The sequence below is a fragment of the Ruegeria sp. C9 genome, from assembly GCF_056537585.1.
The window spans coordinates 393996-418896 of the sequence record NZ_JBQFRU010000004.1 but is presented as its reverse complement, the minus strand read 5'-3'; the positions used below and the strand labels follow the sequence as shown (position 1 = coordinate 418896).

The window sequence follows — 24901 nt, the reverse complement described above, 5'->3', positions numbered from 1 at the left end:
CATGAGCGACGATATCCAAACACCGGATCAGGCCCCTGGTGCCCCGCATCCGCGCGAAACTCTCAAGCTGTTCGGACAGGATGCGGCCCAAGAGGCGTTTTTAACCGCGTATAACTCGGACCGGCTGCACCACGGCTGGTTGCTAACGGGGCCGCGCGGCGTGGGCAAGGCTACCCTTGCCTGGCGCATTGCACAGTTTTTGTTGGCCACACCTCCGGCAGATGAAGGCGGGTTGTTTGGTGCCCCTCCTGCGCCTGAGACGTTGGACATCGACCCGGACCACCCCGTCGCTCACCGAATCCAGGCGGGGGCCGAGCCCGGCCTTGCCGCAATCACCCGGTCCGTCAACGATCAGGGACGGCTGCGCAACGAAATCGTTGTCGATGACATCCGCAAACTGGGCAAGTTCTTCGGCCTGTCCTCTGCCGATGGTGGTCGCCGGGTTGTTATCGTCGATTCAGCGGATGAAATGAATGTCAGCGCCGCCAATGCGCTGCTGAAAATGCTCGAAGAACCCCCAGCGCGCACGACGCTGCTGCTGGTTTCACACCAACCTTCGCGCCTGCTGCCGACCATCCGTTCGCGTTGCCGCACGCTGCGGCTTTCACCCCTTGGCGCAGATGACATGCAGGCCGCGCTAGCGCAGACCGGCACAGAAATCCCTAGTCGGGCCGAGCATTTGGCAGCCCTCGCCGCCGGTTCAGTGGGTGATGCCGTCCGCTTGATCAATCTCGGCGGGCTAGAGCTTTATGCCGAGCTGATTGCAATTCTGGGCTCCCTTCCCCGGCTCGACCGCCAGCGCGCCCTGAAACTGGCAGAAGCGGCAGCTCAGCGGGGGGCTGCCGAACGGTTTGATCTGCTGCTTTCACTGATCGACGTTGCGCTCTCGCGTTTGGCGCTGACAGGTGCAAAAGGTGCCGCCTCCATACCCGAGGCCGCCCCGAACGAGGCTGAAACTCTGTCGCGCCTCTCTAACTCGCAGCACAAGGCCCGCCAATGGGCGGAGGTCGCCGCGCTCATCACGGCGCGCGCACGACACGGGCAGGCGGTGAACCTTGACCCTGCCTCGCTTGTCCTAGATACGGTGTTCAAGATACAGGAAACCGCCGGTCACAGCTGATGAGCCTCACCCCCGAAATTACCGACAGCCACTGCCATCTGGATTTCCCTGATTTCGACGGTCAGTTGGATGAAATCGTAGCACGCGCTGCCGAGGCTGGCGTGACCCGCATGGTGACCATCTGCACCCGGCTGCGCAACGAACCCGCTGTGCGCGCCATCGCCGAGGCTCACGCCCCAGTCTTCTACGCTGCAGGCACCCACCCGATGAGCGCCGCTGATGAGCCGATGGCCACGGTCGATGAGCTGGTCGCATTGGCTAAGCATCCCAAGTTCGTGGGCATTGGGGAAAGCGGGCTTGATTATCACTACACGGCCGAGTCGGCAGATGTTCAGAAACAATCGCTGCGCATCCATATCGAGGCCGCCCAGCGCACTGGCCTGCCATTGATCATCCACGCGCGCGCTGCTGATGACGACATGGCCCGCATTCTGACCGAAGAGCATCGTAATACGCCCTATTCCTGTGTCATGCATTGCTTTTCTTCGTCGGCAGAACTGGCCCGGGCCGCGCTTGATCTGGGCTTTTACCTGTCCATGTCCGGCATCGCGGCCTTCCCAAGAAGCCAGGAACTGCGCGATATCTTCGCTTCGGCACCTGTTGACCGAATTCTGGTCGAAACCGATGCGCCCTATCTTGCCCCCCCACCATATCGCGGTAAACGGAATGAGCCCGCCTATACGGCACACACCGCCCGTAAAGGGGCTGAGGTCTTCGGATTGGATTACGCAGATTTCGCCGCAAAAACGCAGGCCAATTTTGATCGGCTCTTCACTAAAGCCGCCACATACAAGGCGGCTGCATGAGCGAGCTGCGCCTGACAATTCTGGGCTGCGGGTCATCCGGTGGCGTCCCCCGTCTCGGGGGACATTGGGGCGATTGTGATCCGGAAAACCCGAAAAACCAGCGTCGGCGATGCTCGTTACTGGTCGAACGGGACGGGCCGGACGGGACTACTTCGGTTCTGATCGACACCTCACCTGATATGCGTAGCCAATTGCTGGACACCGGGACTGGGCGATTGGACGGTGTCGTCTACACGCATTCCCACGCGGACCACATGAATGGGATCGACGATCTGCGGATGATCGTTTTCAATATGAAAACCCGCGTCCCAGTCTGGGCCGATGGTGACACGCAGAACGATCTGCTCAGCCGGTTTGGCTATGCCTTCGTTCAGCCCGAGGGATCGCCCTATCCGCCCATACTCGACCTCAAGACAATCAATGGGCCGTTCGAAATTCCCGGTCCAGGCGGCACGATCCCGCTTCGGCCATTTCGCGTGAACCACGGATCGATTGATGCGCTTGGCTTCAGAATGGGAAACATCGTCTATCTGCCTGATGTAGCAGAGCTTTATGATGAGAGCATGACTGAACTGGCGAATCTGGACTGCCTGATTATTGACGCTCTGCGTCGTTCCCCGCATCCAACCCATGCCCATCTGGAAAAGACGCTGGAGTGGATCGACCAATTGAAACCAAAACGCGCCGTTTTGACCAACATGCATATCGATCTGGATTATGCGACGGTCGATGCGGAAACACCGGATCATATCACGCCTGCCTATGATGGCATGGTGATCCGGCACGCCCTGTAAGGCATGCTGCTGCACGCGCTTACGATACACCGTATGGCGCCGCCATGTTACAAAGCCTGATTGATGTCATCCTGCCGGTGTTTCTGGTCATCGGTGCCGGATACACGGCGACGAGGTTCGGCTATTTTCGCGAAACCCATATCGATGGGTTAATGAGTTTCACGCAGAACTTTGCCATTCCCTGCCTACTGTTTCTCGCCATTGCCAATCTCGATCTCGGCACCAGCTTCGATCCTCGGCTTTTGGTCAGTTTCTATTCAGCAGCTGGTCTGTGTTTTGTCGCTGGTATGATCGGTGCGCGCCTGATCTTCGGACGAGCGTGGGAGGATTCGGTTGCTATTGGATTTTGCTGTCTGTTTTCAAACTCGGTCCTCTTGGGGTTGCCTATTACCGAGCGCGCCTATGGGGTCGAAAATCTAGTTGGCAACTTCACAATCATCGCGTTCCACTCACCCTTTTGCTATTGCCTCGGCATCACGGTGATGGAGGTGCTTCGAAACCGCGGCAACGGCGGAGTGCGGATGTTGAAATCCGTGCTGTCGGCCATGTTCAAGAATGCACTCATTCTTGGGATCTCGTTGGGGTTTGTCGTAAACCTCACTGGACTGGCCATACCCGGAGTTGTGGACGAAGCCTTGAACCTGATCACCCGCGCGGCCTTGCCCGGTGCCCTGTTCGCGCTGGGGGGCGTGCTGGTCAAGTACCGACCCGAGGGCGATCTGCGTACCATTATTTTCGTCTGCTGTATCTCATTGATGCTGCACCCGAGCCTGGTTTGGTTCTTCGGGTCATCTCTGGCGTTGCCGCAAGATCTGTTCCGCTCGGGCGTTCTTACCGCAGCGATGGCGCCGGGGATCAATAGCTACATCTTCGCGAACATGTACGGACATGCCAAACGTGTGGCCGCGTCGTCGGTTCTGATCGGAACAACCGCGTCAATATTGACGGTCTGGTTGTGGCTGACTCTACTGGGATGACGAAATTGCCAACACCGCATTGACTCTGCCCACCAGCAATACATCTATCGCAGAACCTATCCGGAGTCCTGCATGACACACGCCGTTATCGTCGCCCATGGCCAACCCTCGGACCCTGCACCTGCAGAAGCTGCGCTAGCAGCCTTTGCGCGAGAGGTAGATGAGTTATGTCAACGGGTTTCGGTATCGTCGGCCACATTGGCAGCCCCGCAGGCGTTGGAAAATTGCCTTGATGGATTGACCAGCGACACAGTTATCTACCCCTTATTCATGGCGCGCGGCTGGTTTGTCACCAGCGCTCTGCCAAAGCGGATTGGCCAGCGTTCTGTCACGATTCTGGACCCCATGGGTATCGATCCCGAACTGCCTGCCCTGATTACAGCGGCCATACATCAGGAACTGACGCACAGGGTTTGGAGCGCGGCGGACACAGATCTTGTGATCGCTGCACATGGCTCGGGCCGCAGCGCCAATCCGGCCATTGTCGCAAAGGGTTTCGCCAAGAATCTGGGTCGGCTTACCGCGTTCAATAGCATTCGCACCGGGTTCGTTGAGCAAACCCCATCAATTGCGGACGCCGCCACCGGGTGCGGTGGCAAGGCGCTGTGCCTGCCGTTTTTTGCCTGCACCGGAGGCCATGTTTTGGAAGATGTACCCGAGGAACTTGCCCGCGCCAGCTTTCACGGACACGTAATGCCCGTGATTTCAGAGCTTCCTCAGGTCAAGCGACACATCGCGGCGATGTTGGATACACTGTAGCGAAGCAAAGGGGGGCCACCTGCGTCAACCGGAATGCTGCGCATCCGATAGCTCGCAATAGAAACGGTGGCAGGATCGCCCGCTTCGTTTCGCTGCGTATAAAGCCAGATCGGCGGCATGAAGAATATCTTCGGCCTTGGGCACTTCGAATTGTGTCGAGAGTGCTGTACCAATACTTGCCGATATACGGCAGGTTGCCCCATCGAACTGCATCGGCTTGCACAGGCGTGAAATCAGGCGCCCTGCAATACCAACAAGCTTTGTACGATCGTTCATGCCCTTAAAAATCAAGACAAACTCATCACCCCCGACTCGGGCAACCGTGTCGTCGCTGCGTGTGACGTCCAGCATGATCTTTGCGGCTTGCTGCAGAACATAGTCCCCTGCAGCATGCCCCAATCGATCATTGACCGATTTGAAGAAATCCAGATCCAAATGCATCATTGCAAAACTCGATTTCGACGAAATCAAATGCCCCAGAATATGATCCATCGCACGTCGATTTTTCAGCCCGGTCAACGTGTCCGTATAGGCTTGTTCTTCTGCCGCCAGCATCGCACCTTGCAGACGCAAGTTCAGCGAGCGTGACGCTTCCATCGCGGCAGAATTTGCCTCGACCAGATACAACAATTCTATGGCCAGATCAGTGCCCGGGAAATCGGTGCTGGTCAGAGAATAGTCGCGTACCGCATCCAGTATCGAAATTCCAAACGACAGGTTGATGACCGCCCCGCTTCCGCCAGGAAACGGCGCAATCAGACCTTTGAACGCAGTCTGCGGCCGGTCTTGAAACCTGAGGTGTAGCTTTCGGTCCGGCACCATCATCAGCGCAGCTACTGTCGTGATTGAGCGAGGGCGCACCAGTTCAAAGACATCCAGAAAGCTTCGGCCGACCATAGGCCGATCCGGACGTAGCTTCTGCAGAGTTGGTCCAACCTGCCCGATCCGCCCCATGTCATCTACAAGGACGAACATCGGACATAAGGTGTCCAGCAACTGTCCAAGATCTGCGGTCTTGATCATGATTTACGTGCCCCAAGATCAAAGTGACGCCCTTCGGCAAACGCGCTTTCGATCAATGTGATTGAAATCAACTCAGCCCCGTTTTGGCACCCTTCATTGGACAGGATCACCAACGCCCCATAGTCATCCGCCATGGCTCGTAGTACACCTGTCATGACGCTGGAATACCCCGGCAAATCAGGAGTGCAATGCAGGTGATATTCCCCGGGCGAGTGTTCCTGCAATTCCAAATCCGGCAATCTCAGATCGGACACAGCAAGGCGGACGCGATCCGACAGATCATCAAGCGAATGCAGAAACTCCAAATAGGTGACCCCGCCAAAACGCAATAACCTGCGTAGATCTTCCATGTTCGAGTGTGAGACCAGATAAGTGCCCAAATCCTCAAGAAATTCGGATTTTGGGCGGTTCAAGTCAGCGCACAAAGCGTCGAGCACTCGGGTCGATATCTCCGCGTCATAGATCAACATCGCCTCGAACTCGTCAAATCCCAGCCCGGTCGTATGAGTCGCGCGCAACCAGCATTGACGCCCGTAGGTGGCGCAGACAAAGGATTGGATCGCCCTGTTGATCAGCCCGTGCATGAGTCGCCTCAGATTGAAAGACACTCTCAAGTGATCGCAGAAAGCTTAACAAACACCCAAAATCCGATACGGGATTATGAGAATCCGATCTAATCCCAAACTGAAGTGCGGATTGGGCAGCGATCAGAAATCGGTCGGCGCACCGCCTTCGGCCTTGCGGCGCTCAACAAACTCGGCCAGCTCCTCGCGGATCGCCTCATCCATCTTCGGGGCTTCGAAATTGTTCACGATCTCCTTGAACATCCGATGGGCACGTTCCGCAGTCCAGATACCACCAGCTGCTTCCCAGGCTTCGAAGTTTTTCCAATCACTCAGGAACGGCTGATAAAATGCGGTGGTATAACGATCTTGCGTATGTTGGATGCCAAAGAAATGCCCGTCGTTTCCAACAGACCGGATCGCTTCAAGGGCGATGTCATCCGGGCCCGTCGCTGTCAGTTCCGGCTGCATATACCTCTGAATCTGCTGCAGGATTTCGCAATCCATGATGAATTTCTCGGGGCTTGCGATAAGGCCTCCTTCAAGCCAGCCTGCCGCATGATATACCATGTTGGTGCCTGACTGCACCGCCGCCCAAAGGGAATTCGAGGTTTCCCAAACCGACTGCCCATCGGGCACATTTGCCGCGCAAACGCCCGAGGACCGCATAGGCAAGCCATAATACCGTGCCATCTGCCCAGTCATCTGGGTCGAGCGCATGTATTCCGGTGTCCCGAATGCAGGCGCACCGGATTTCATATCGACATTCGAAGTAAAGGTCCCGATCACGCATGGAATACCCGGGCGAACATACTGAAACAACGCAATCGCGCACAGCGCTTCGGCAAGCGATTGTGCCACTGCGCCAGCCATCGTCACAGGGGCCATCGCCCCGGCCAGAGTGAAAGGCGTCACGACAATTGCCTGCCCACGCCGCGCAAGCCGCAGGCAGCCATCGATCATTGGATGGTCGTGTTTCAACGGTGAGGTCGAGTTGATGTTAGTGTACATCCGCGGCGTGGCCTCGAATTCCTCGTGGCTCAGGCCACCCGCGATACGCACCATCTCCATCACGTCTTCGACGCGCTCTTTCCCCAGCGAATAGGCATGCATTGCCTTGTCGGTCAGGGTCAGCTTGTCATAAAGCACATCAAGGTGCCTTATGCTGGCGTGGATATCGACCGGCTCAACCGGATATCCACCTGCAAAGTGGACACAGTTGAAGTATTGCGTCAGCTTCAGCAGGTCCTGACACATCCGACGGGTGCCGGGCACTTTTTTTCCGATTTCCATGTCCCAATAATTTGGTGGGGATGAAACATTGCCGAACAGAATGGTCCTGCCACCAATCTCGATCTGATGCTCCGGGTTGCGCGGCGTGATGGTAAATTTGCTGGGCGCCTTGCCCACCATTTCCATCACGAAATCCCGGTCCATACGGACGTTGTCGCCGGAAATTGTACAGCCCGCCTTGCGCAGGATCCCGATGGCTTCTTGATTGTAGAACTCGATGCCGATCTCTTCGAGAATCCGCATGGCACCTTCGTGAACCGCTTCGATCCCCTCGGGTCCCAACGGCTCGATTGGCTTGTCGATGTTTGTGGGCGGGTTCCAGGGCATCTGCTCGATCACCGCCGCGCCGCGCCTCGCGGCTGCGCCCGCGCGTCCACCACCGCGACGTTTGCGTGTCTTGCTCTCAGCCATCACCATCCTCCGCGCTTTCACTCCTATGAAAGCCCCGAAGACTCAGCATCGCCGTTCTGTCTGCGACAAGAGTTGTCGGTTTTATTATCCAACCCGGCGATTTGGAACCGAGGTTATTCGGTTTTCGACAACCAGCCGGGAATGTGCCCGATGTTGGGCAAGACGACATCCGCCAGCGGTTCGAGTGTTTTGGCCGTCGCCATGCCGGTCAGAACCCCGATGGTGACCATCCCTGCGGCGCGTCCCGCCTCTAGATCGTGAAGACTGTCACCAACCATCGCAACACGAGATGGCGCGACCTCGACATGCTGAGCAAAGGCCAATAGCTGCCCCGGACCTGGCTTGTAACCATGTCCGCTGTCATATCCGGCTACAAAATCAAAATGGTCTCGCACACCAACGGACTGCAGGTGCTGCAGGGCCGGCATTTCAGCATCGTTCGTCGCAACGCCCAGTTTCAGCCCGGCGCGACGCAGCTCGGCAAGGAATGGTGCCAAGGGAACGGCTTGGATCTGCTCTGCGTTCGCTGACGCCCGGTTGAGTGTTTCGATCAGGTGCCCCAGAGATACCTCAAGCAAATGCGGTGTAAGGGCTGCAGCAACTTCATCGACCGTTCCGGCGATGACTACGCTATTCGGGTCGTAGCTCTCTTGTTCAAAATCAAATCCGATGGCCTTCCCCAACTCGGTCGCGCGCTGCACATCTCCATCAGAGAGCTGCAGCATCGCGATACGCCCGAACGCACCCCAAGTGGCTGCAAAATCAAAAAGAGTACCGTCCTTGTCGAACACGAGGGCGTCGATTGCCATGAAACAAATTTCCTTTGGGTTAGGTCCAGTGCATATCCGAAATTCCGGACAACGCGGCACGGGCTTGACCCGGCTCTTCGTAGGGCACGGAATTGGCGTCACAAAAAGCGATCACCCATGAATCGTCAAGCAGCAGAAAGTCCAACACAGACCCAAGAAATTCAGCCTCACCCGCACGGTCGCGCAAATCTTGTTCCGAGGCACCTGTCGCCCCCAGGAAAACGGGCAGCAACTCATCATTTCCCACCAGCCAGCCCAGCACATTCAGGGCCAGAGTTTCAGCGGAATTGGCGGAGATCGGCATAAACTGGCCTCGGACACTGTGTTGGAAAGGGTTTGTTAACCAGACTCATAAACACTTTAGCAACGCATGCAATCAAACGGTGAATGGCTATGTCTGTACAAGGCACCATACTCGTCCTCGACGGTGTTTCGACCAATCGCATAATGCTCAAGGTTCAGTTGACGGCCGCCTGGTACCATGTCGTGCAGGGTGAGAAAGTGGCCGGGCTTGGTGCATTGCTGCGGCGGACACGGCCTGATCTGGTTCTTACAGCGCAAACTCTGCCCGACGGAAGCGCTGCGGATGTTAAGAAAGTGATGGCGGCAGATCCTGCTCTGATCGATGTGCCGATTGTTGCGATTGCACCGCAAAACGACAAAGCAGCGCGTTTGAAGGCACTGTCGGACGGGCTGGATGATGTGCTTGGCTATCCGTTCAAGGATACACTTCTATTGGCCCGCGTGCGCAGCTTGTTACGTACGCGCGCCGAACGGCAGGAATTAAACATCGAAGGTTCGGCCCAAACCATTGGCTTTGGCGAGGCGCCACAGGTGCTGATCGCCCCGCCATCGACGGCAGAGATCGCGATCCTGACGCAAACAGTTCGAACCAGCGCGTTGTGGAGTAATGCTCTGACCCATCAAACCCGGCATCGTGTGACCGGCCATACTCTGCCTGATCTCAAAGGCATCCTGTCCGGAACGATCCCGGACGCGATTGTTGTTGAGCTTGCACCGAATAGCTCGGGGCGGAACCTTCTGGCAGATCTTCGGTCGCGCGGTGCGACACGAAATACGGTGCTGATCGGTGTGTTGCCGGATGATAATCCCGCACTTGCGGCCGAGGCGCTGGACCGAGGTGCTGATGCGGTCTGCATGGGCGGGTTTCAGACAGATGAGATATGCTTGCGGCTTGAAACTCTGATCGCCCGCAAGACCCGAGACGACAGATTGCGAGCGACATTGCGCAGGGATTTGGCCGAATCCCTGATCGATCCGCTGACCGGACTGTTCAATCGCCGCTATGCGATGCGCGCGCTGGACCAGATCGCGCATCAGGCCCCAGAAACGGAACACGGATTCGCCGTGATGCTGGCCGATCTGGACCACTTCAAGGCAATCAATGACCGTTACGGTCACGCCGCGGGGGATTTGGTTCTGACCGAAACCGCGAAAAGGCTGCGAGTCGTGATAGGAAAAACCGGTTTTGTCGCGCGTATCGGCGGCGAAGAGTTCATGATCGGGCTACCGAATGCCTCAACCGACCAAGCGCTGAAGCAAGCGAAGCAGATCTGTGAAACAATTTGCGAAACACCTTTTCAGCTGCCGGATCGTCCGGCCCCAGTACCCGTAACGATCAGCGTGGGGGTGAAATTATGTACCCCGCCCGAACTCTCTCATCCAGGCGAAGCAGACCCGGTTGGTCGATTGATCAGCTCGGCGGACAAAGCACTTTATGCCGCCAAAAAAGCGGGCCGCAACCAGGTACAGATTCGGCAAAGCGCAGCGTGACTAGTCAGTCCCGTTTTTTGTGTTTGCGCGGGCCGCGTTTAACCACGTCCTCCAGCCGGTCCGCGTAAGCGGCACGTTGGTCATCATTCATGGCCGAGATCTGGGCCAGCCATTGCTGATGAAGCGCAGTCTGCAGATCAGCAGTTGCCTTCGACTGCTGTGCCAAAAGACTCGCAACCGCTGCGGGATCGAAAGGCACGGCCCTAAGCACTTGACTGAGAGCAGTAAAATCCTGCTTGCGCCGATGTGATCCTTTTCCGCGCAGGTCCGACAACTCACCCCTCAGAGCCTTTCGATCCGACTTTGGCAGCGCATAATACAGCGCCGGGCCAAATCCCGGAGGCGCATCGGCATGAGCGCTTCCTTTAAAGCGCAATGCCGCACCCAAAATGACTCCGACAATCAGCAGATTCAAAGCAAGAGAGACAACCAGCAATATCGGCATCCATTTGCGTTTGGGTGCGGGATGATCGCTCATTCTGCATCCTCCAGATAGTTTTCGTCTAAATTCAGATCGGCCATCAGATAGGCCGTCTCTTGTGAGATGAAATAATCAACAGGGTCCGGCAAGAAGGTCGGCGCGGAGAACCCGATCCAGACGCCAGCTGCGCTTGCGGCCACAAGACCGCTCAACCCTTGCCACCCCCCGATAACGCCTATCTTTTGCCGCCATGTCCGCCGCTGCGGTCTTGCAGTCCGGGCCAGACGTATGGCTTCGGCATCCGTTTCGATGCGAACAGCCAGATCGTCGGGAAGCACATCCCGCGCCGCACGCGCCTGTGCAAACAGATGGTCGAGTTCGTTATCTTGATCAGCCATGTTCGTACCCCAGTTCATCCCGACGCCCCGCCAGTATCGCGGTAAGAGATCGTTTGCCACGCGCGGTCAGGCTTTCAACCGCCTCGACCGAAATATCCATGATCCCCGCGATTTCGGGATTGGACAATTCTTCGATGTGCCGCAGAACCACAGCCTGCCGCTGCCGGTCCGGCAAATGCTCCAATGCAGCCTGCAACGCGTCCTTGCGGGCACTCTCCTGCATCTGGTCGACCACACTGGCAGTCTCATCTTCGGGTTCGGCCACATTGTCCAACGCTTGAGGCCGCTTTTTCCGGCGCAAGTCCACACATAGATTCAGTGTTACGCGATAGAGCCAGGTCGATAACTGCGCCTGCCCCGGCACCCAGTCAGGTGCCATCTTCCAAAGGCGCATCATCGCTTCTTGCGTCACGTCCTCTGCTTCTGCTGGGTTTCCCAGCATTCGCAAAGCCACGGAATAACTTCGCGGCCCCAACCGCCCGGTCAGCAGGCGGGCCGCCGTAGCATCGCCATCAGAAAACCGGCCCAGCAACTCTTCGTCGCTGGGCTCGGGCATGGCAGGTGTTCCGCCATGCTCGATGTCGGGATAAGAGGTCAGATCCTCCATCCCGCATCAGTTGTTGTCGGTGTCCGACTTCTGATGCCGCTTGTGTTTCCGGCCCATTTTGTCTTTTGCATCCGCGTATTCCTGTTCTGAGATCGAACCGTTGCCGTCGGCATCGATGCGCTCGAACATCTTGGAGGCGCGGCGCGGCTTCGGCAATTCATCTTCGCTAAGGAAACCATCCGCATTTGCGTCGTGCTTTTCGAACATCTTGGTGACACGCTCGTTGGCCTTGGTCTGCGCCGCAGCCTGCATTTCTTCGACGCTCAGTTGGCCGTCGCCATCCGTATCGGCAGCGGTGAATTTCTGGTTGCGATGTGTCTCGATCTCGGCCTGAGTCACCTGCCCGTCCCCGTCGGCATCCAGTTCCTGAAATGTCGCACGCGGCCCCTTGGCCAAAGCGGAAGTGCCGGTCACAGTAACTGCAGCTACGACGATTGCCGAAATGAAGCTTTTGGTTTTCATTACATAGTTCCCTGAATTTGGCGGCCATTTGCCGCTGTTGATACCTGTTCAAACGCGGCTTGGGCGGGTTTCCGTCGCTTCCGGCACAACTTTTTTTTGGTTTATTTGAAACGCCAATAGAAAATGATACGCTAAGCAGCAGCGCCACAAAGCGACGCACCCCCCTTTTCCGTTGGGTCTGATCCTGCCTATATGCCTTCAGGAAAGATGCGCGAGATACATATGATTGACCAAACTATTGACAGTTCGCTCGAAGAAGACCGCCCAACAAAACCCGCATTGATCCGAGGGTTCCGGTGCAAATGCCCGAATTGCGGTGAGGGTGCGCTGTTGCACAGCTATCTCAAGGTGAATGACACCTGTTCGGAATGCGGGCAGGAATTGTTCCATCATCGCGCTGATGACGGCCCGGCCTACCTGACGATCCTGCTGGTGGGGCACCTTCTGGCACCCGCCCTTCATGTCTCTTACGTGCAGTGGCGTCCCGATCCATGGACCATGGCGATTGCATTCTCGATCGGCTGCGTCGCGCTATCCCTGTTCCTCCTGCCCCGTCTCAAAGGGGCCGTTGTCGCCTATCAATGGGCGCGGCGGATGCACGGGTTTGGCAAGGCCGGATGACGGCGGATAAAACCGCAATCCGGGATGCTGCTACCGTAATCGTATTGCGTGATCGGTTCACAGACCCGTCGATCCTGATGGGCCAACGCGGTGCCAAGGCTGCGTTCATGCCGAACAAATTCGTGTTCCCGGGCGGCGCGGTTGATGCTTCCGATGCGGGCATCTCGCTCAGCACGCCATTGCCCGATCTATGCACCGATCGCCTGTCACAACAATCAGCGCCAAACTTGCAGACCTCTCTGGCTGTCGCGGCGATCCGAGAGTTGTGGGAAGAAACCGGGCTTATTCTGGGGCAACAAGGGGATTGGCAAGGCGCGATCCCGGCCGATTGGCAAAGCTTTGCGGCGATGGGCTACCTGCCGTCTGCAGAAGCACTGCAATTTGTCTTTCGCGCAGTCACACCACCGGGACGACCCCGCCGGTTCGACGCCAGGTTCTTTCTGGTCGATGCGGACGCGATTCAGGGGGATCTTGACGACTTCACCCATGCCTCGGACGAGCTATCGCATTTGCAATGGGTCAAGATCAGCCAAGCGCGGGAGTACGACCTGCCCTTCATCACCGAAGTTGTTCTGGCCGAAGTCGCCGCCCGTGCAGAGGACCAGAACCCGCCTGAAACCGTTCCCTTCTTTCTCAACAACGAAGAGGCCAGCCTTTTCCTGCAGCTTCGGGGCTATCCGATGCCTTATGCAGATTAACGCATTCGGCTAACAACCACTGTTACCTCGGGTTTCTTGCCGATCTCGGCCTGCGCGGTCTGTCGTGCGATCCGGCGCAACCCTTCTTCCAGTTTGTCGTCATCACGCAGCGTCTTTGCGCCCGCACGCATCAGGAACTGGTTCAGGTCCTCTTCCAGCACCTCAATCAGCCCCGCGCGGGATGATCCCATTTCGGGCAGGCCCATCGTATCGCACCACGGCTCACCCAGCGGTTCGTCTTCTTCGTCCAATATCACGGTGATGGTGATATGGCCGTTCAGCGCCATGCGAATCCGGTCGCGTACCACGCCGTCCAAGGCGCCGATTTTGACTGTACCATCCAGATAGGTCCGGCCAGTCTCGATATAATCCGCCACTTTGGGCGCATTCCCAGTCAGATCCAGCATAGTGCCGTTAACAGCGAGAACCCCAGTACGTCCGCCCGTTTCGGCCAGTTTGGCATGCTCACGCAAGTGGCGGTGTTCGCCATGCATCGGGATGACCATCTGCGGATCGATCAGAGCGTGAACCTTCTCAAGATCAGGCCGGTTGGCGTGACCCGAGACGTGATACAGACCAGAGCTGTCATCGACTACATCCACTCCCTTCTCACTGAGCTGGTTCATGATGCGGATCACGCCACGTTCATTGCCGGGAATAGTCTTGGACGAGAACAGAAACAGATCGCCCTCTTTCGCTTCTAGTCCGCGATACTTACCGCGCGCCAGTTGGGCGCTGGCTGCGCGGCGTTCGCCTTGGCTGCCAGTCACAATCAACATCAGGTTCGCGCGTGGCACATCGACGGCCTCTTCGGCGCTGATAACCTTTGGAAAATCGGTCAGGATGCCGGTCTCGGTCGCCGCCTCGATCATACGCCGCATCGCACGACCCAGCAGTACGACCGAACGGCCGGCTTTCTGTCCCGCCTCTGCCAGCGTTTTCACGCGTGCCACGTTCGAGGCAAACGTGGTTGCGATGACCATGCCGCTGGCCTCTTGAACCAGACGGGTGATCTCGGGTCCGACTTCGGATTCCGAACGCCCAGGATGGCTTGAGAACACATTGGTACTGTCACAGACCAACGCTTTGACGCCGGGCTTTGCCACCTCGGCCCACAGATCGGGATCGAATGGTTCGCCCACGACCGGGTTGGAATCGAGCTTGAAATCCCCCGTATGCACCACGCGCCCGGAAGGCGAGTCGATAACGAGCCCTGCACTTTCAGGGATGGAATGCGAAACCGGCAGGAAACCAACGGTAAACGGGCCAGCCTTGATCTGTTCGGGCCATGGAGACGCAGTTTGCACCGCCTCGGTCGGGTGGCCGCGTTCTTCCATCTTGCGACGCGCGATATTGGCGGTAAAAGCGCGCGCGTAGACCGGCGCGCCCAAAGCCTCATAACAGTGGGCCACCGCCCCGACATGATCTTCGTGCGCGTGGGTGACAAAAACTGCTTCCAGCTGATCGGCACGCTCTTTAAGCCAGGTGATGTCTGCAAAGATCAGATCCACGCCGGGCGAGGTGTCCATGTCCGGGAAGGCAACGCCAAGATCCACAAGGATCAACCGCTCTTGCCCCGGCTTGCCGTAACCATAGACATAGGCATTCATGCCGATTTCGCCTGCACCGCCCAGCGGCAGATAGATCAGTCGTTCACTGCTCATGTTGAGCCATTTTCCTTGTTATAGCGATGTATCACGGTCAACCCGTGCATCGTCAGATCATCCTCGATAGCGTCAAAACCCACGTCAGCCTGATCAAACAGAGGCGCCAGGCCCCCGGTACCGACGACTTTCATCGCCATTCCGTATTCAGCTTTCACGCGCGAGATCAGCCCTTCAATCAGGCCGGAATATCCCCAATACACGCCGGACTGGATACAGCCAACCGTGTTTGTTCCAATCACTTTTTCGGGTCTCGTGATGTCGATATGCGGCAATGCCGCGGCACCTTGATGCAGTGCCTCAAGGCTCAGGTTCACGCCAGGGGCGATGATACCACCGACGTAGGCGCCGTCGGCTGCGACCACGTCGAAATTCGTGGCGGTCCCAAAGTCAACCACAACCACATTGCCGCCATGGCGGTCGAACGCCGCCGCCGCGTTGGCCAACCGGTCCGGACCGGGCACGGTGCCTTCGTCCACGCGCGGATTGACCGGCAGCAGGCAATCTGGCTTGCCAACAACAATCGGCCGGCATCCAAAAAAGCGATCAGCAAAGACCCGCAGGTTGAACACCACGCGTGGCACGGTTGAGGCGATGATCACATCCGAGATATCAGCTTCGATACCGTAGTGTTTCACCAAGGTTGAATACCAGGTGAAATAGGCATCCGCTGTGCGGGCATGATGAGTTGAGGTGCGCAGGGTGCACAGAAACTTTTCGCCATCCCAGATCGAGAAAACGGTGTTGGTATTGCCGCAATCAATCGCCAGAAGCATCCCGCGCCCCTTTCAGAAGTAAACATCCGCAGCCGGAATGCTGACCCGGCCCTTGGCGGTGTTTAGGACAAGGCTGCCACCCACGTCTACCGTTTCGAAGGTTCCAACCGTTTCAGACGTGGCTGTACGAGCGGTTATGACTTCGCCCAACCGCGCTGCTCGGGATAGCCAGGCGGTGCGGATCGGTTCGAACCCGTAAGTCATGAACTGGGTCTCATAATGCGCATAGGCTACCGCCAGTTCGGTCAGAAAATCCTCGGGGGTGGTGAGCGCGCCGGTTTCCGAGAGCAGAGAAACAGGTCGCACCGCTCCGGCTTCGACGCGATCAGTGCCCGGTGCCTCGGACAGGTTCACCCCAATACCTATCGCCAGATGTGACACACCCCGGCCCTGCCCCGTGCTTTCTAGCAGGATACCCGCTAGTTTTCCGCCGTTGAGCAGCACGTCATTGGGCCATTTCAGTGCCAAACCTACTGCGCGCCCCGTTACCGCCACACAGGCATCATACAGGGCGAGCGCTGCGACAAAACTTCGAAGGGCCGCCTGTTCCGGATCACCCGGCGGGCGCATCAGCAAAGTCGCTGCCAGATTACCTTTGGGGTTGGCCCAGGCTCGCCCGCGCCGACCACGCGCGGCGGTCTGATGATGTGCCATGATCCAGACCGGACCGGTCGCTGTTGGCGCAAGCCGCACCGCCTCATTCAGAGTACTGTCGACTTCTTTCAGTATATGCAGGCCATATCCCTGCGGCCATTCGCTCATGTCAAAAAGGCCCGGTCGCGCGACCGAGCCTCGGTTGATCGAAACGCGGCAGTATCAGTTGACAAGCGTCGCCGCAGCAGCTGCAGCTGCCCCTTCCACACCGAACTGATAAAATACGCCAATCAACATCAGAGCCGCAGAGCCCATCAGCGCTGCCCACAAAACCGGGGTCGAGCGGATCTCGATCGGGTCTTCATTCTCCGCCCCGAAATACATGTAGAACACGATCCGCAGATAGTAGAACGCACCAATGACCGAGGCGATGGCCGAGACGATCACCAGCCCGAACAGGTCGGCATCGATACCCGCTTGCCAGACGCCGAACTTGGCGAAGAAGCCCAGCATCGGTGGCACGCCCGCCAGACTGAACATCAAGATCAGGACCGCCAGAGCTTTGCCCGGATCGCGCTTCGAGAACTGACGTAGCGCATCAATATCAGTGACCGGTTTGCCATCACGCTCCATCATCAGGATGAATGCGAAGGTTCCGATATTCATCGTCACATAGATGGCCAGATACATCAGCATTGCCTTGATGCCCATCTCGGTCCCGGCGGCCAGTCCGATCAGAGCATATCCCATATGGGCAATCGACGAAAACGCCATCAGCCGCTTGATGTCACGCTGCCCAATGGCCGCAACCGCGCCCAGCAGCATCGACAGGACCGAAAGCAGCACGATCACTTGCTGCCAATCCTTGATCACGCCTCCGAAGGCATCATGCATCAGGCGCGCGAACAGGGCCATCGCAGCCACTTTCGGAGCGGTGGCGAAGAACGCGGTAATCGGGGTCGGAGACCCTTCATACACATCCGGCGTCCACATGTGGAACGGCACGGCCGAGACCTTGAAGGCCAGACCCGAGATCATGAACACCAGGCCAAACAGGAGGCCAATCGAGACATCTCCATGATGCACCGTTTGGATGATGCCCGAAAACAGCGTAGTGCCAGTGAAGCCGTAAACCAGCGACGCACCATAGAGCAGCAAGCCAGAACTCAACGCGCCCAGCACGAAGTATTTCAGACCGGCTTCGGTGGATTTGGCACTGTCGCGCCGCAAGGCGGCGACGACGTAAAGTGACAGCGACTGCAGCTCAAGCCCCATATAAAGCGACATCAGATCGCCTGCGCTAACCATCATCATCATGCCTACAGCCGCAAGTGCGACCAGCAGAGGATATTCAAAGCGCAGCAGATCGCGGCGCGCCATATATTCCTGGCTCATCAGCAATACCGCAGCGGCAGACAGCAGAATCGCAACCTTTGCAAATCGAGCAAAGCCGTCATCCACAAACATGCCGTTGAAGGCCACGTTAGTACCTTCGCCATTCATCGCAATCCAGATTGCCAACGCCGCCATCAGACCTGAAGTGGCCCAGACCAGCATGGGAGCCAGAGCATCCTTGGTGGTGTAGACAGCCCCGATCAGCGCCGCCATCGCATAAATTGCCAGAACAATTTCCGGCAGGATGATTGTCAGATCAGCCTGGATCATGTCTCCAAAGCCCCCTTAATGCGAAGCGGCTGTCTGGGTTGCGGCTTCAGCCGCGGCCAGAGCCGTGTCATAGTTCGAGATTAGCGCTGCGGTGGATTGCCCGATCACATCGGTCACCAGCGAGGGATAAACCCCAAGCAGAATGGTCATCACGATCAGCGGCGCGAAGATCAGCCGCTCGCGCGAGCTCATGTCTGTGATGGCCTTGAGGCTTTCCTTGATCAGATCTCCAAAGACTACCCGGCGATAGAGCCATAGCGCATAGCCCGCCGAGAAGATCACACCGGTTGCAGCCACAGCCGTCACCCAGGTGTTGACCTGGAATGCGCCCATCAGGGTCAGGAATTCCCCGATGAAGCCCGATGTACCAGGCAAGCCGACATTGGCCATGGTGAACAGCATGAAGACCAGAGCGTAAGCCGGCATCCGGATGACCAAACCGCCATACGCCTCGATATCGCGGGTGTGCATCCGGTCATAGATCACGCCAACACACAGGAAGAGCGCTGCGGAAATGAACCCATGACTGAGCATCTGGAAGATCGCGCCATCAATGCCCTGCTGGTTCGCTGCAAAGATACCCATGGTCACAAAGCCCATATGCGCGACCGAGGAATAGGCGATCAGCTTCTTCATATCCTCCTGCACCAGCGCGACCAGAGAGGTGTAGACAACAGCAATCGCCGACATCCACAGCACCACATCGGTCATCACCGCAGACCCCACCGGGAACATCGGCAGGCTGAAGCGCAGGAAGCCATAGCCGCCCATCTTCAACAGGATCGCCGCCAGCACGACCGAACCTGCCGTCGGCGCCTGAACGTGCGCATCCGGCAGCCAGGTATGCACCGGCCACATCGGCATCTTCACCGCGAACGACGCGAAGAAGGCCAGGAACATCAGCGTCTGCATGCCGCCGACGATATAGATGCCCAGTACGCTGAACCCTTCGGACGAGAACTGATGGCTCATCAGCGCCTCGAAATCCGTGGTGCCCGCATCCGCATACATCGCAACCATCGCCACCAGCATCAGCACCGAGCCGAGGAAGGTGTATAGGAAGAACTTGAAGCTGGCATAGATGCGGTCCTTGCCACCCCAGATACCGATGATCAGGAACATCGGGATCAGGCCCGCCTCGAAGAACAGGTAAAACAGCACGAGATCCAGCGCCATGAACACGCCCAGCATCAGCGTTTCCAGCAGCAGGAATGCGATCATGTATTCCTTGACCCGGTCCGTGACCTGCCAGCTGGCCAGAATGGTCAGCGGCATGATGAAGGTGGTCAGCAGCACGAAAAGAACGCTGATCCCATCGACACCCATCTTGTACTTCAGGCCCAGCAGCCACTCGCCCTCTTCCACCATCTGGAAGCCGGTGTTGGACGGATCAAAGCCGGTATAGATGCCGATTGAGACCAGAAAGGTCACGGTTGTGGCAACCAGCGCAACCCATTTGGCGTTGCGCTGCGCGGCTACGTCCTCGCCATGCAGAAACAGGGCCAGAATGCCTGCTGCGATGGCGGGGATGAAGGTGACAATAGATAGGATATTGTCCATTAGTTTGCGCCTCCGCCGATCGACATCCAGGTGACAAGAGCGGCGATGCCCAAAACCATCCAGAAGGCGTAAGTAAAGATGTAACCCGTCTGAGCTTTGCCTGCGAGGCGGGTAAAGAAGGGCACGACGCCCATCGAAACCCCGTTCAGGAAGCCATCAATCGTGTTGCCGTCACCGCGTTTCCACAGGAACCGACCCAGCGCAATGGTAGGTTTGACAAAGATCGCGTCGTAGATCTCGTCAAAGTACCACTTATTCTTGAGAAACAGGTACAGCGGCCGCTGGTTCGCCGCCAGACGAGCGGGCAGCGACGTGTTCACGATGTAGAACCAATAGGCGACGACAAAACCCAGCAGCATAGCAACAAAAGGCGATACTTTGACCCATTTCGGAGCCTCATGCGCATCGTTCAGGACATTGTTGTCAGGTGCCATATACAGCGCGCCTTCGCCTGGCTCACCGCCAAAGCTGGCATGCTTTTTGTCCGCCTTGTAGCCACCCTCGCCTTTATCAGCCTTCGCGTCGCCTTGGTCGTCATCTGCCTTGGCCTCACCATGAGATGCGTCTGCGGCAACTTCGCCATGACCGCCAGTCTCTTCCGCCAGCGGAATACCGTAGAACTTGGCCACTTTATCGGTGTAGCCGAAGAACTGGTTGTACCACAGCATCCCCGAGAACACCGCGCCCAGAGACAGTACCCCCAGCGGGACCAGCATGACCATCGGACTTTCATGCGCGTGCTCATGCGTATGCTTGTCGCCACGCGGCTCGCCATAGAAGGTTAGGAATATCAAACGCCAGCTGTAGAATGAGGTGAACACCGCTGCGATTACCAACATCCAGAAGGCATAACCTGTGCCACCTACAAAGGCGCTTTCGATGATGGCATCCTTCGACAGGAACCCGGCAAAGCCAAACGTGGTCAGCGGGATGCCCACACCGGTAATGGCCAGCGTGCCGATCATCATCGCCCAGAACGTATAGGGGATTTTCTTCCGCAGACCGCCGTACTCGGTCATCTCTTGCTCATGATGCATCGCATGGATCACTGAACCAGCACCAAGGAACAGCAGCGCCTTGAAGAACGCGTGCGTCAGCAGATGGAACATCGCGGCTGAGTACATGCCAACGCCGGCGGCGACAAACATGTAACCCAATTGCGAACAGGTCGAATACGCAATGACCCGCTTGATATCGGTCTGCACCAAGCCCACGGTTGCTGCGAAAAACGCAGTCGAAGCGCCAAGGAAGGCTATGAACCCGGTGGCCCCCGGTGCGAACTCCATCAGCGGCGACATACGGCAGACCAGGAACACACCTGCGGTAACCATGGTCGCAGCGTGGATCAGCGCGGACACAGGGGTCGGACCTTCCATCGCATCCGGCAGCCAGGTGTGTAGTATCAACTGCGCCGATTTACCCATCGCGCCGATGAACAGCAGAACACAGATCACCTCGATCGCAGTCCACTCACCCCAGAGGAAGCTCAGTTTTTCCTCCGCCAATGCCGGGGCCGATGCGAATATGTCTGAGAAATTGATGCTGTCGGTCAGGAAGAACAGCGCGAAGATCCCAAGCGCAAAGCCGAAATCGCCCACTCGGTTCACGATGAACGCTTTCATCGCCGCTGCATTGGCGCTGGGCTTGCGATAATAGAACCCGATCAGCAGGTACGAGGCGACACCCACGCCTTCCCAGCCAAAGAACATCTGAACCAGATTGTCCGCCGTCACCAGCATCAGCATGGCGAAGGTGAAGAACGACAGATAGGCAAAGAAACGCGGCTTATAGCTTTCGCCTTCACGCCATTGCGGGTCGTGATCCATGTAGCCGAATGAATACAAGTGAACCAGCGCCGAAACGGTCGTCACCACGATCAGCATGATCGCCGTCAGACGGTCCAGACGAATGGCCCAGCTTGTCGACAGCGAACCACTTTCGATCCAGCGCATGATCTCGATCTGCTGGGTGTGGCCATCAAATGAAAGGAAGACGATCCAGCTGAGCAGGCAGGCCAGAAACAGCAGGCCCGTGGCAGTCCACATGGCGGCTTTCTCACCAATGAAGCGCCAGCCAAATCCGCAGATCAACGCACCCACGAGCGGGGCAAAGAGGATGGTGGTTTCCATATTCTCTTACCCCTTCATCATATTGACGTCTTCAACCGCGATGGTGCCACGGTTGCGGAAGAAGCAGACCAGAATGGCAAGACCAATCGCCGCCTCAGCCGCCGCAACTGTCAACACGAACAGCGTAAAGACCTGCCCGACCAGATCGCCGAGGAAACTAGAGAACGCCACGAGGTTGATATTCACCGCCAGCAGCATCAACTCGATGCTCATCAGTAGGATGATGACGTTCTTGCGGTTCAGGAAGAGACCGAAAATGCCGATGACGAACAGCGTCGCCGCGACCGTAAGATAGTGTTCAAGTCCGATCATCGTCTCAAAGTCCCTGCCCCGGTTTCACGTCCTTCAACTCCATCGCTTTGGCCGGGTCGCGCATCATCTGGCCGATGATGTCCTGACGCTTGATGTCCTGACGGTGGCGCAGTGTCAGCACAATGGCACCGATCATGGCCACCAGCAGGATCAGGCCCGCCAGTTGGAACAGAAGGAAGTATTGATCGTATAGAATGACGCCGAGCGCCTCAGTGTTGTGGCGGTCGCTCGGTACTGGCTGCGCCAGATTGGCGGCGGCACCCTGCGCGCTGTCCCATGCTCCGATGGCCATGACGAACTGCATCAGGATCACCAATCCGATCAACAGCGCCAGCGGCATGTAGCGCGCCATCTCGGCCTTCAGCTCGGCAAAGTCCACATCCAGCATCATCACCACGAAGAGGAACAGAACCGCGACCGCGCCGACATAAACGATAATCAGCAGCATCGCCACGAACTCAGCCCCCAGCAGCACGAACAGGCCCGCCGAGGACAGAAAGGACAGGATCAGCCACAGCACCGAATGCACCGGCTGGCGGCTGATCACCGTGAACAGCCCGCCGGTGATGGCGCTGATGGCAAACAGATAGAAGGCAAAGACGGTCATTGATCCTCATCCTCGTTATCACCCATGACCTCTTGCGCCAGATCCAGTGCGCGGGTCATGGCCGGAATGCCGGCAAAGACCGACATCTGACCGATCGTTTCCACGATCTCTTGTTTTTTGGCGCCAGCTTCCAGCGCGTGGCGCACGGTCTGACGCACCGCCGAGTCCGCCTGAGCGCCCTGACAGGTCAGCCCGGCCAGCGTCAGCAGAAGGCGAGTTTTGGCGTCCAGCCCGTCCTTGTTGACGGTATTGCCGAACATCATCTCCATGACCTCTTTCGGCATGGTCGGCCACAGCGCCTCGAATCCTTTGGGCGAGAAATTTTCCATCGCCGGGTTCATCGCCTTGGCCATGTCCTGAGCTTGCTTCATCATCAGCTCGAACGGATTTGTCGGACTGTCACTCATCTGTACGGCGCGTCCAATTCCAGATTGCGAGCGATTTCGGCTTCCCAGCGTTCGCCATTATCCAGCAGTTTCTGCTTGTCGTAGAACAACTCTTCCCGGGTTTCGGTGGCGAATTCGAAATTCGGGCCCTCGACGATGGCATCAACCGGACATGCCTCCTGGCAGAAACCGCAATAGATGCATTTGGTCATGTCGATGTCATAGCGCGTGGTGCGCCGGCTTCCGTCTTCGCGCGGCTCGGCATCGATGGTGATGGCTTGTGCAGGACAGATCGCTTCGCACAGTTTGCAGGCGATGCAGCGTTCCTCACCGTTCGGATAACGGCGCAGGGCATGTTCACCCCGGAACCGCGGGGACAAGGGCCCCTTTTCATGCGGGTAGTTCACGGTCGCTTTTGGGGCGAAGAAATACTTCAAGCCCAATTTCATCCCGACCCAGAAATCCTGCAGCAGGAAATATTTGGCGGCGCGGGTGTAGTCGATTTGAGTCATATCAGCCTCCTACGCTCCAACGGGCAAACGCGCCCCAGAACCAGTCGAATTTCGCCGCGAAGGCCACGAAGACGACCCAGACGAGGCTGAACGGCAAGAACACTTTCCAACCCAGGCGCATCAACTGGTCATAGCGGTAGCGGGGTGTGATCGCCTTGACCATCGCGAAGATGAAGAAGAAGAACGCCATCTTGGCAACCATCCACAATACGCCGTCAGGCAGGCCTGGGATCGGGGACAGCCAGCCGCCAAAGAACAGCAGTGTGGTCAGAGCACACATCAGGAAGATGGCGATGTATTCACCAGCCATGAAAAGCAGGAAAGGCGTGGCCGAGTATTCGACCTGATAGCCTGCAACCAGTTCCGATTCCGCCTCGGGCAGATCGAAGGGTGGCCGGTTGGTTTCAGCCAATGCCGAGATGAAAAACAGGAACACCATCGGGAAATGCGGCAGCCAGTACCAGCTGAAGAACCCGAACGAGCCATCCTGTGCGCGGACGATATCACCAAAGTTCATCGAACCGGTCGAGATGATGATGCCGATGATGATCAGACCGATGGATACCTCGTATGAAATCATCTGCGCGGCAGAGCGCAGCGACCCAAGGAATGGATACTTTGAGTTCGACGCCCAACCACCCATAATCACGCCATAAACCTCAAGCGAGGAGACTGCGAAGACATAGAGGATGGCGACGTTGATGTCCGACAGGACCCAGCCATCGTTGAACGGGATCACCGCCCAGGCGATCATCGCGAGGACAAAACTGGTCAATGGTGCGAGGATAAACACCGTACGGTCGGCACCTGCGGGAATGACGACCTCTTTCACCACATATTTCAGTGCGTCCGCCACCGATTGCAGCAGGCCGTATACGCCGACAACGTTGGGGCCGCGACGCATCTGGACGGCGGCCCAGATCTTGCGGTCGCCGTAAACGAGGAACAACAGCGAGATCATCACGAACGCTACAACAGCAAGCACTTGCGCCAGAATGATGATGGCTATTCCGCCTGGGGTGTTAAAGAAGTCAGCCATTGGTCCTCACACCGTGGGTATTTTGGTTTCCGCGTGCGATGCAAAGGCCAGATGCCTGCGCAATCTGCGGCTGGGTCGGCGCGTTGGTGTAAACAGCATCT

At 57.5% G+C, this 24901-nt stretch carries 28 protein-coding genes; 8 read left to right on the top strand and 20 right to left on the bottom strand.

Translation table 11 applies throughout. The features are described from left to right. Window position 1 precedes the first annotated feature (1 nt). The 5 genes from ACR0NE_RS13230 to ACR0NE_RS13210 all read left to right on the top strand — a co-directional run bounded on the left by ACR0NE_RS13230 (window position 2) and on the right by ACR0NE_RS13210 (window position 4456). On the top strand, window positions 2-1120 hold the full coding sequence (locus ACR0NE_RS13230; protein WP_170597075.1) for a DNA polymerase III subunit delta': 1119 nt from the start codon (window positions 2-4) through the stop codon (window positions 1118-1120). Then, window positions 1120-1926: a TatD family hydrolase gene (locus ACR0NE_RS13225; RefSeq protein ID WP_170396997.1), complete on the top strand. Its 807-nt coding sequence runs from the start codon at window positions 1120-1122 to the stop codon at window positions 1924-1926. The genes ACR0NE_RS13230 and ACR0NE_RS13225 overlap by 1 nt, the downstream gene beginning before the upstream one ends. Further along, window positions 1923-2720 carry an MBL fold metallo-hydrolase gene (locus tag ACR0NE_RS13220; protein ID WP_170396999.1) on the top strand — a complete coding sequence of 266 codons (798 nt, stop codon included), beginning with the start codon at window positions 1923-1925 and terminating at the stop codon, window positions 2718-2720. The genes ACR0NE_RS13225 and ACR0NE_RS13220 overlap by 4 nt, the downstream gene beginning before the upstream one ends. A gap of 44 nt (window positions 2721-2764) precedes the next feature. Then, the gene (locus tag ACR0NE_RS13215; RefSeq protein WP_170403928.1) at window positions 2765-3697 is read left to right on the top strand and encodes an AEC family transporter; all 933 of its coding nucleotides are present in this window, start codon (window positions 2765-2767) and stop codon (window positions 3695-3697) included. A 72-nt stretch (window positions 3698-3769) separates the two neighbouring features. Then, window positions 3770-4456, top strand: coding sequence for a CbiX/SirB N-terminal domain-containing protein (locus tag ACR0NE_RS13210; protein WP_170597074.1), 687 nt, complete (start codon window positions 3770-3772; stop codon window positions 4454-4456). Window positions 4457-4480: 24 nt separating this feature from the next. Here the strand turns inward: ACR0NE_RS13210 and ACR0NE_RS13205 are convergent, their stop codons facing one another. From ACR0NE_RS13205 to ACR0NE_RS13185, 5 genes are all read right to left on the bottom strand, one after another. Further along, window positions 4481-5479, bottom strand: a complete 999-nt coding sequence (locus ACR0NE_RS13205) for a GGDEF domain-containing protein (protein ID WP_170597073.1) — start codon at window positions 5477-5479, stop codon at window positions 4481-4483. Next, complete coding sequence (locus ACR0NE_RS13200) at window positions 5476-6063, bottom strand: heme NO-binding domain-containing protein (RefSeq protein WP_170597072.1); 588 nt, start codon at window positions 6061-6063, stop codon at window positions 5476-5478. The genes ACR0NE_RS13205 and ACR0NE_RS13200 overlap by 4 nt, the downstream gene beginning before the upstream one ends. Window positions 6064-6186: 123 nt before the next feature. Then, window positions 6187-7746, bottom strand: a complete 1560-nt coding sequence (locus ACR0NE_RS13195) for a trimethylamine methyltransferase family protein (protein WP_170597071.1) — start codon at window positions 7744-7746, stop codon at window positions 6187-6189. A gap of 113 nt (window positions 7747-7859) precedes the next feature. Then, window positions 7860-8555 (bottom strand): HAD family hydrolase, encoded by a 696-nt coding sequence (locus tag ACR0NE_RS13190; protein WP_170597070.1) that lies wholly within the window; start codon window positions 8553-8555, stop codon window positions 7860-7862. Between the two features lie 19 nt (window positions 8556-8574). Continuing rightward, window positions 8575-8859, bottom strand: a complete 285-nt coding sequence (locus ACR0NE_RS13185) for a DUF3572 domain-containing protein (protein WP_170397013.1) — start codon at window positions 8857-8859, stop codon at window positions 8575-8577. Between the two features lie 83 nt (window positions 8860-8942). Here ACR0NE_RS13185 and ACR0NE_RS13180 point away from each other — a divergent pair, with 83 nt between their 5' ends. Continuing rightward, window positions 8943-10349, top strand: a complete 1407-nt coding sequence (locus tag ACR0NE_RS13180; RefSeq protein ID WP_480459702.1) for a diguanylate cyclase — start codon at window positions 8943-8945, stop codon at window positions 10347-10349. 4 nt (window positions 10350-10353) lie between these two features. On the opposite strand, the gene ACR0NE_RS13175 is transcribed toward ACR0NE_RS13180, so the two are convergent. Genes ACR0NE_RS13175 through ACR0NE_RS13160 form a run of 4 tightly spaced genes read right to left on the bottom strand, consistent with a single transcriptional unit; the run spans window position 10354 to window position 12237 of the window. Further along, a complete protein-coding gene (locus ACR0NE_RS13175) occupies window positions 10354-10827 on the bottom strand; it encodes a periplasmic heavy metal sensor (RefSeq protein ID WP_170397015.1) in 474 nt (157 codons plus the stop codon). After that, complete coding sequence (locus ACR0NE_RS13170) at window positions 10824-11168, bottom strand: hypothetical protein (RefSeq protein WP_170597069.1); 345 nt, start codon at window positions 11166-11168, stop codon at window positions 10824-10826. The genes ACR0NE_RS13175 and ACR0NE_RS13170 overlap by 4 nt, the downstream gene beginning before the upstream one ends. Next, window positions 11161-11775, bottom strand: coding sequence for an RNA polymerase sigma factor (locus ACR0NE_RS13165; protein WP_170403958.1), 615 nt, complete (start codon window positions 11773-11775; stop codon window positions 11161-11163). Before ACR0NE_RS13165 ends, ACR0NE_RS13170 begins: the two co-directional genes overlap by 8 nt. 6 nt (window positions 11776-11781) lie before the next feature. Further along, complete coding sequence (locus ACR0NE_RS13160; RefSeq protein WP_170403961.1) at window positions 11782-12237, bottom strand: EF-hand domain-containing protein; 456 nt, start codon at window positions 12235-12237, stop codon at window positions 11782-11784. 222 nt (window positions 12238-12459) lie between these two features. On the opposite strand from ACR0NE_RS13160, the gene ACR0NE_RS13155 reads away from it, so the two are divergent. Both ACR0NE_RS13155 and ACR0NE_RS13150 read left to right on the top strand, forming a co-directional pair. Continuing rightward, window positions 12460-12858: a DUF983 domain-containing protein gene (locus tag ACR0NE_RS13155; protein ID WP_170397024.1), complete on the top strand. Its 399-nt coding sequence runs from the start codon at window positions 12460-12462 to the stop codon at window positions 12856-12858. Further along, on the top strand, window positions 12855-13556 hold the full coding sequence (locus ACR0NE_RS13150) for an NUDIX hydrolase (RefSeq protein ID WP_170597068.1): 702 nt from the start codon (window positions 12855-12857) through the stop codon (window positions 13554-13556). Before ACR0NE_RS13155 ends, ACR0NE_RS13150 begins: the two co-directional genes overlap by 4 nt. Here the strand turns inward: ACR0NE_RS13150 and ACR0NE_RS13145 are convergent. From ACR0NE_RS13145 to nuoH, 11 genes are read right to left on the bottom strand one after another with little or no spacing between them, the layout of a single operon-like run. After that, window positions 13553-15220: a ribonuclease J gene (locus tag ACR0NE_RS13145; protein ID WP_170597067.1), complete on the bottom strand. Its 1668-nt coding sequence runs from the start codon at window positions 15218-15220 to the stop codon at window positions 13553-13555. The two genes, ACR0NE_RS13150 and ACR0NE_RS13145, sit on opposite strands and share 4 nt — an antisense overlap. Then, window positions 15217-15996, bottom strand: coding sequence for a type III pantothenate kinase (locus ACR0NE_RS13140; protein ID WP_170397028.1), 780 nt, complete (start codon window positions 15994-15996; stop codon window positions 15217-15219). The genes ACR0NE_RS13145 and ACR0NE_RS13140 overlap by 4 nt, the downstream gene beginning before the upstream one ends. Window positions 15997-16008: 12 nt before the next feature. After that, window positions 16009-16758 (bottom strand): biotin--[acetyl-CoA-carboxylase] ligase, encoded by a 750-nt coding sequence (locus ACR0NE_RS13135; protein WP_170397030.1) that lies wholly within the window; start codon window positions 16756-16758, stop codon window positions 16009-16011. Window positions 16759-16812: 54 nt separating this feature from the next. Continuing rightward, a complete protein-coding gene (gene nuoN / locus ACR0NE_RS13130; RefSeq protein WP_170597066.1) occupies window positions 16813-18255 on the bottom strand; it encodes an NADH-quinone oxidoreductase subunit NuoN in 1443 nt (480 codons plus the stop codon). A 15-nt stretch (window positions 18256-18270) separates the two neighbouring features. Beyond that, window positions 18271-19815: an NADH-quinone oxidoreductase subunit M gene (locus ACR0NE_RS13125; RefSeq protein WP_170597065.1), complete on the bottom strand. Its 1545-nt coding sequence runs from the start codon at window positions 19813-19815 to the stop codon at window positions 18271-18273. Then, a complete protein-coding gene (gene nuoL / locus ACR0NE_RS13120; protein WP_170597064.1) occupies window positions 19815-21944 on the bottom strand; it encodes an NADH-quinone oxidoreductase subunit L in 2130 nt (709 codons plus the stop codon). The genes ACR0NE_RS13125 and nuoL overlap by 1 nt, the downstream gene beginning before the upstream one ends. 6 nt (window positions 21945-21950) lie before the next feature. Next, complete coding sequence (nuoK, locus tag ACR0NE_RS13115; protein ID WP_005984024.1) at window positions 21951-22256, bottom strand: NADH-quinone oxidoreductase subunit NuoK; 306 nt, start codon at window positions 22254-22256, stop codon at window positions 21951-21953. 4 nt (window positions 22257-22260) lie between these two features. Next, window positions 22261-22863, bottom strand: coding sequence for an NADH-quinone oxidoreductase subunit J (locus ACR0NE_RS13110; RefSeq protein WP_170397038.1), 603 nt, complete (start codon window positions 22861-22863; stop codon window positions 22261-22263). Continuing rightward, a complete protein-coding gene (locus tag ACR0NE_RS13105; RefSeq protein ID WP_010442761.1) occupies window positions 22860-23270 on the bottom strand; it encodes a carboxymuconolactone decarboxylase family protein in 411 nt (136 codons plus the stop codon). The genes ACR0NE_RS13110 and ACR0NE_RS13105 overlap by 4 nt, the downstream gene beginning before the upstream one ends. Next, window positions 23267-23761: an NADH-quinone oxidoreductase subunit NuoI gene (gene nuoI, locus ACR0NE_RS13100; RefSeq protein ID WP_152458580.1), complete on the bottom strand. Its 495-nt coding sequence runs from the start codon at window positions 23759-23761 to the stop codon at window positions 23267-23269. Before nuoI ends, ACR0NE_RS13105 begins: the two co-directional genes overlap by 4 nt. 1 nt (window position 23762) lies before the next feature. Further along, window positions 23763-24800, bottom strand: a complete 1038-nt coding sequence (gene nuoH, locus ACR0NE_RS13095; protein ID WP_039534288.1) for an NADH-quinone oxidoreductase subunit NuoH — start codon at window positions 24798-24800, stop codon at window positions 23763-23765. Window positions 24801-24901: the final 101 nt, after the last annotated feature.

What these genes read in the sequence shown, in the direction of transcription:
- ACR0NE_RS13230 (WP_170597075.1), top strand. Translation starts at nt 2, where the DNA reads ATGAGCGACGATATCCAAACACCGGATCAGGCCCCTGGTGCCCCGCAT.
- ACR0NE_RS13225 (WP_170396997.1), top strand. Translation starts at nt 1,120, where the DNA reads ATGAGCCTCACCCCCGAAATTACCGACAGCCACTGCCATCTGGATTTC.
- ACR0NE_RS13220 (WP_170396999.1), top strand. Translation starts at nt 1,923, where the DNA reads ATGAGCGAGCTGCGCCTGACAATTCTGGGCTGCGGGTCATCCGGTGGC.
- ACR0NE_RS13215 (WP_170403928.1), top strand. Translation starts at nt 2,765, where the DNA reads ATGTTACAAAGCCTGATTGATGTCATCCTGCCGGTGTTTCTGGTCATC.
- ACR0NE_RS13210 (WP_170597074.1), top strand. Translation starts at nt 3,770, where the DNA reads ATGACACACGCCGTTATCGTCGCCCATGGCCAACCCTCGGACCCTGCA.
- ACR0NE_RS13205 (WP_170597073.1), bottom strand. Translation starts at nt 5,479, where the DNA reads ATGATCAAGACCGCAGATCTTGGACAGTTGCTGGACACCTTATGTCCG.
- ACR0NE_RS13200 (WP_170597072.1), bottom strand. Translation starts at nt 6,063, where the DNA reads ATGCACGGGCTGATCAACAGGGCGATCCAATCCTTTGTCTGCGCCACC.
- ACR0NE_RS13195 (WP_170597071.1), bottom strand. Translation starts at nt 7,746, where the DNA reads ATGGCTGAGAGCAAGACACGCAAACGTCGCGGTGGTGGACGCGCGGGC.
- ACR0NE_RS13190 (WP_170597070.1), bottom strand. Translation starts at nt 8,555, where the DNA reads ATGGCAATCGACGCCCTCGTGTTCGACAAGGACGGTACTCTTTTTGAT.
- ACR0NE_RS13185 (WP_170397013.1), bottom strand. Translation starts at nt 8,859, where the DNA reads ATGCCGATCTCCGCCAATTCCGCTGAAACTCTGGCCCTGAATGTGCTG.
- ACR0NE_RS13180 (WP_480459702.1), top strand. Translation starts at nt 8,943, where the DNA reads ATGGCTATGTCTGTACAAGGCACCATACTCGTCCTCGACGGTGTTTCG.
- ACR0NE_RS13175 (WP_170397015.1), bottom strand. Translation starts at nt 10,827, where the DNA reads ATGAGCGATCATCCCGCACCCAAACGCAAATGGATGCCGATATTGCTG.
- ACR0NE_RS13170 (WP_170597069.1), bottom strand. Translation starts at nt 11,168, where the DNA reads ATGGCTGATCAAGATAACGAACTCGACCATCTGTTTGCACAGGCGCGT.
- ACR0NE_RS13165 (WP_170403958.1), bottom strand. Translation starts at nt 11,775, where the DNA reads ATGGAGGATCTGACCTCTTATCCCGACATCGAGCATGGCGGAACACCT.
- ACR0NE_RS13160 (WP_170403961.1), bottom strand. Translation starts at nt 12,237, where the DNA reads ATGAAAACCAAAAGCTTCATTTCGGCAATCGTCGTAGCTGCAGTTACT.
- ACR0NE_RS13155 (WP_170397024.1), top strand. Translation starts at nt 12,460, where the DNA reads ATGATTGACCAAACTATTGACAGTTCGCTCGAAGAAGACCGCCCAACA.
- ACR0NE_RS13150 (WP_170597068.1), top strand. Translation starts at nt 12,855, where the DNA reads ATGACGGCGGATAAAACCGCAATCCGGGATGCTGCTACCGTAATCGTA.
- ACR0NE_RS13145 (WP_170597067.1), bottom strand. Translation starts at nt 15,220, where the DNA reads ATGAGCAGTGAACGACTGATCTATCTGCCGCTGGGCGGTGCAGGCGAA.
- ACR0NE_RS13140 (WP_170397028.1), bottom strand. Translation starts at nt 15,996, where the DNA reads ATGCTTCTGGCGATTGATTGCGGCAATACCAACACCGTTTTCTCGATC.
- ACR0NE_RS13135 (WP_170397030.1), bottom strand. Translation starts at nt 16,758, where the DNA reads ATGAGCGAATGGCCGCAGGGATATGGCCTGCATATACTGAAAGAAGTC.
- nuoN (WP_170597066.1), bottom strand. Translation starts at nt 18,255, where the DNA reads ATGATCCAGGCTGATCTGACAATCATCCTGCCGGAAATTGTTCTGGCA.
- ACR0NE_RS13125 (WP_170597065.1), bottom strand. Translation starts at nt 19,815, where the DNA reads ATGGACAATATCCTATCTATTGTCACCTTCATCCCCGCCATCGCAGCA.
- nuoL (WP_170597064.1), bottom strand. Translation starts at nt 21,944, where the DNA reads ATGGAAACCACCATCCTCTTTGCCCCGCTCGTGGGTGCGTTGATCTGC.
- nuoK (WP_005984024.1), bottom strand. Translation starts at nt 22,256, where the DNA reads ATGATCGGACTTGAACACTATCTTACGGTCGCGGCGACGCTGTTCGTC.
- ACR0NE_RS13110 (WP_170397038.1), bottom strand. Translation starts at nt 22,863, where the DNA reads ATGACCGTCTTTGCCTTCTATCTGTTTGCCATCAGCGCCATCACCGGC.
- ACR0NE_RS13105 (WP_010442761.1), bottom strand. Translation starts at nt 23,270, where the DNA reads ATGAGTGACAGTCCGACAAATCCGTTCGAGCTGATGATGAAGCAAGCT.
- nuoI (WP_152458580.1), bottom strand. Translation starts at nt 23,761, where the DNA reads ATGACTCAAATCGACTACACCCGCGCCGCCAAATATTTCCTGCTGCAG.
- nuoH (WP_039534288.1), bottom strand. Translation starts at nt 24,800, where the DNA reads ATGGCTGACTTCTTTAACACCCCAGGCGGAATAGCCATCATCATTCTG.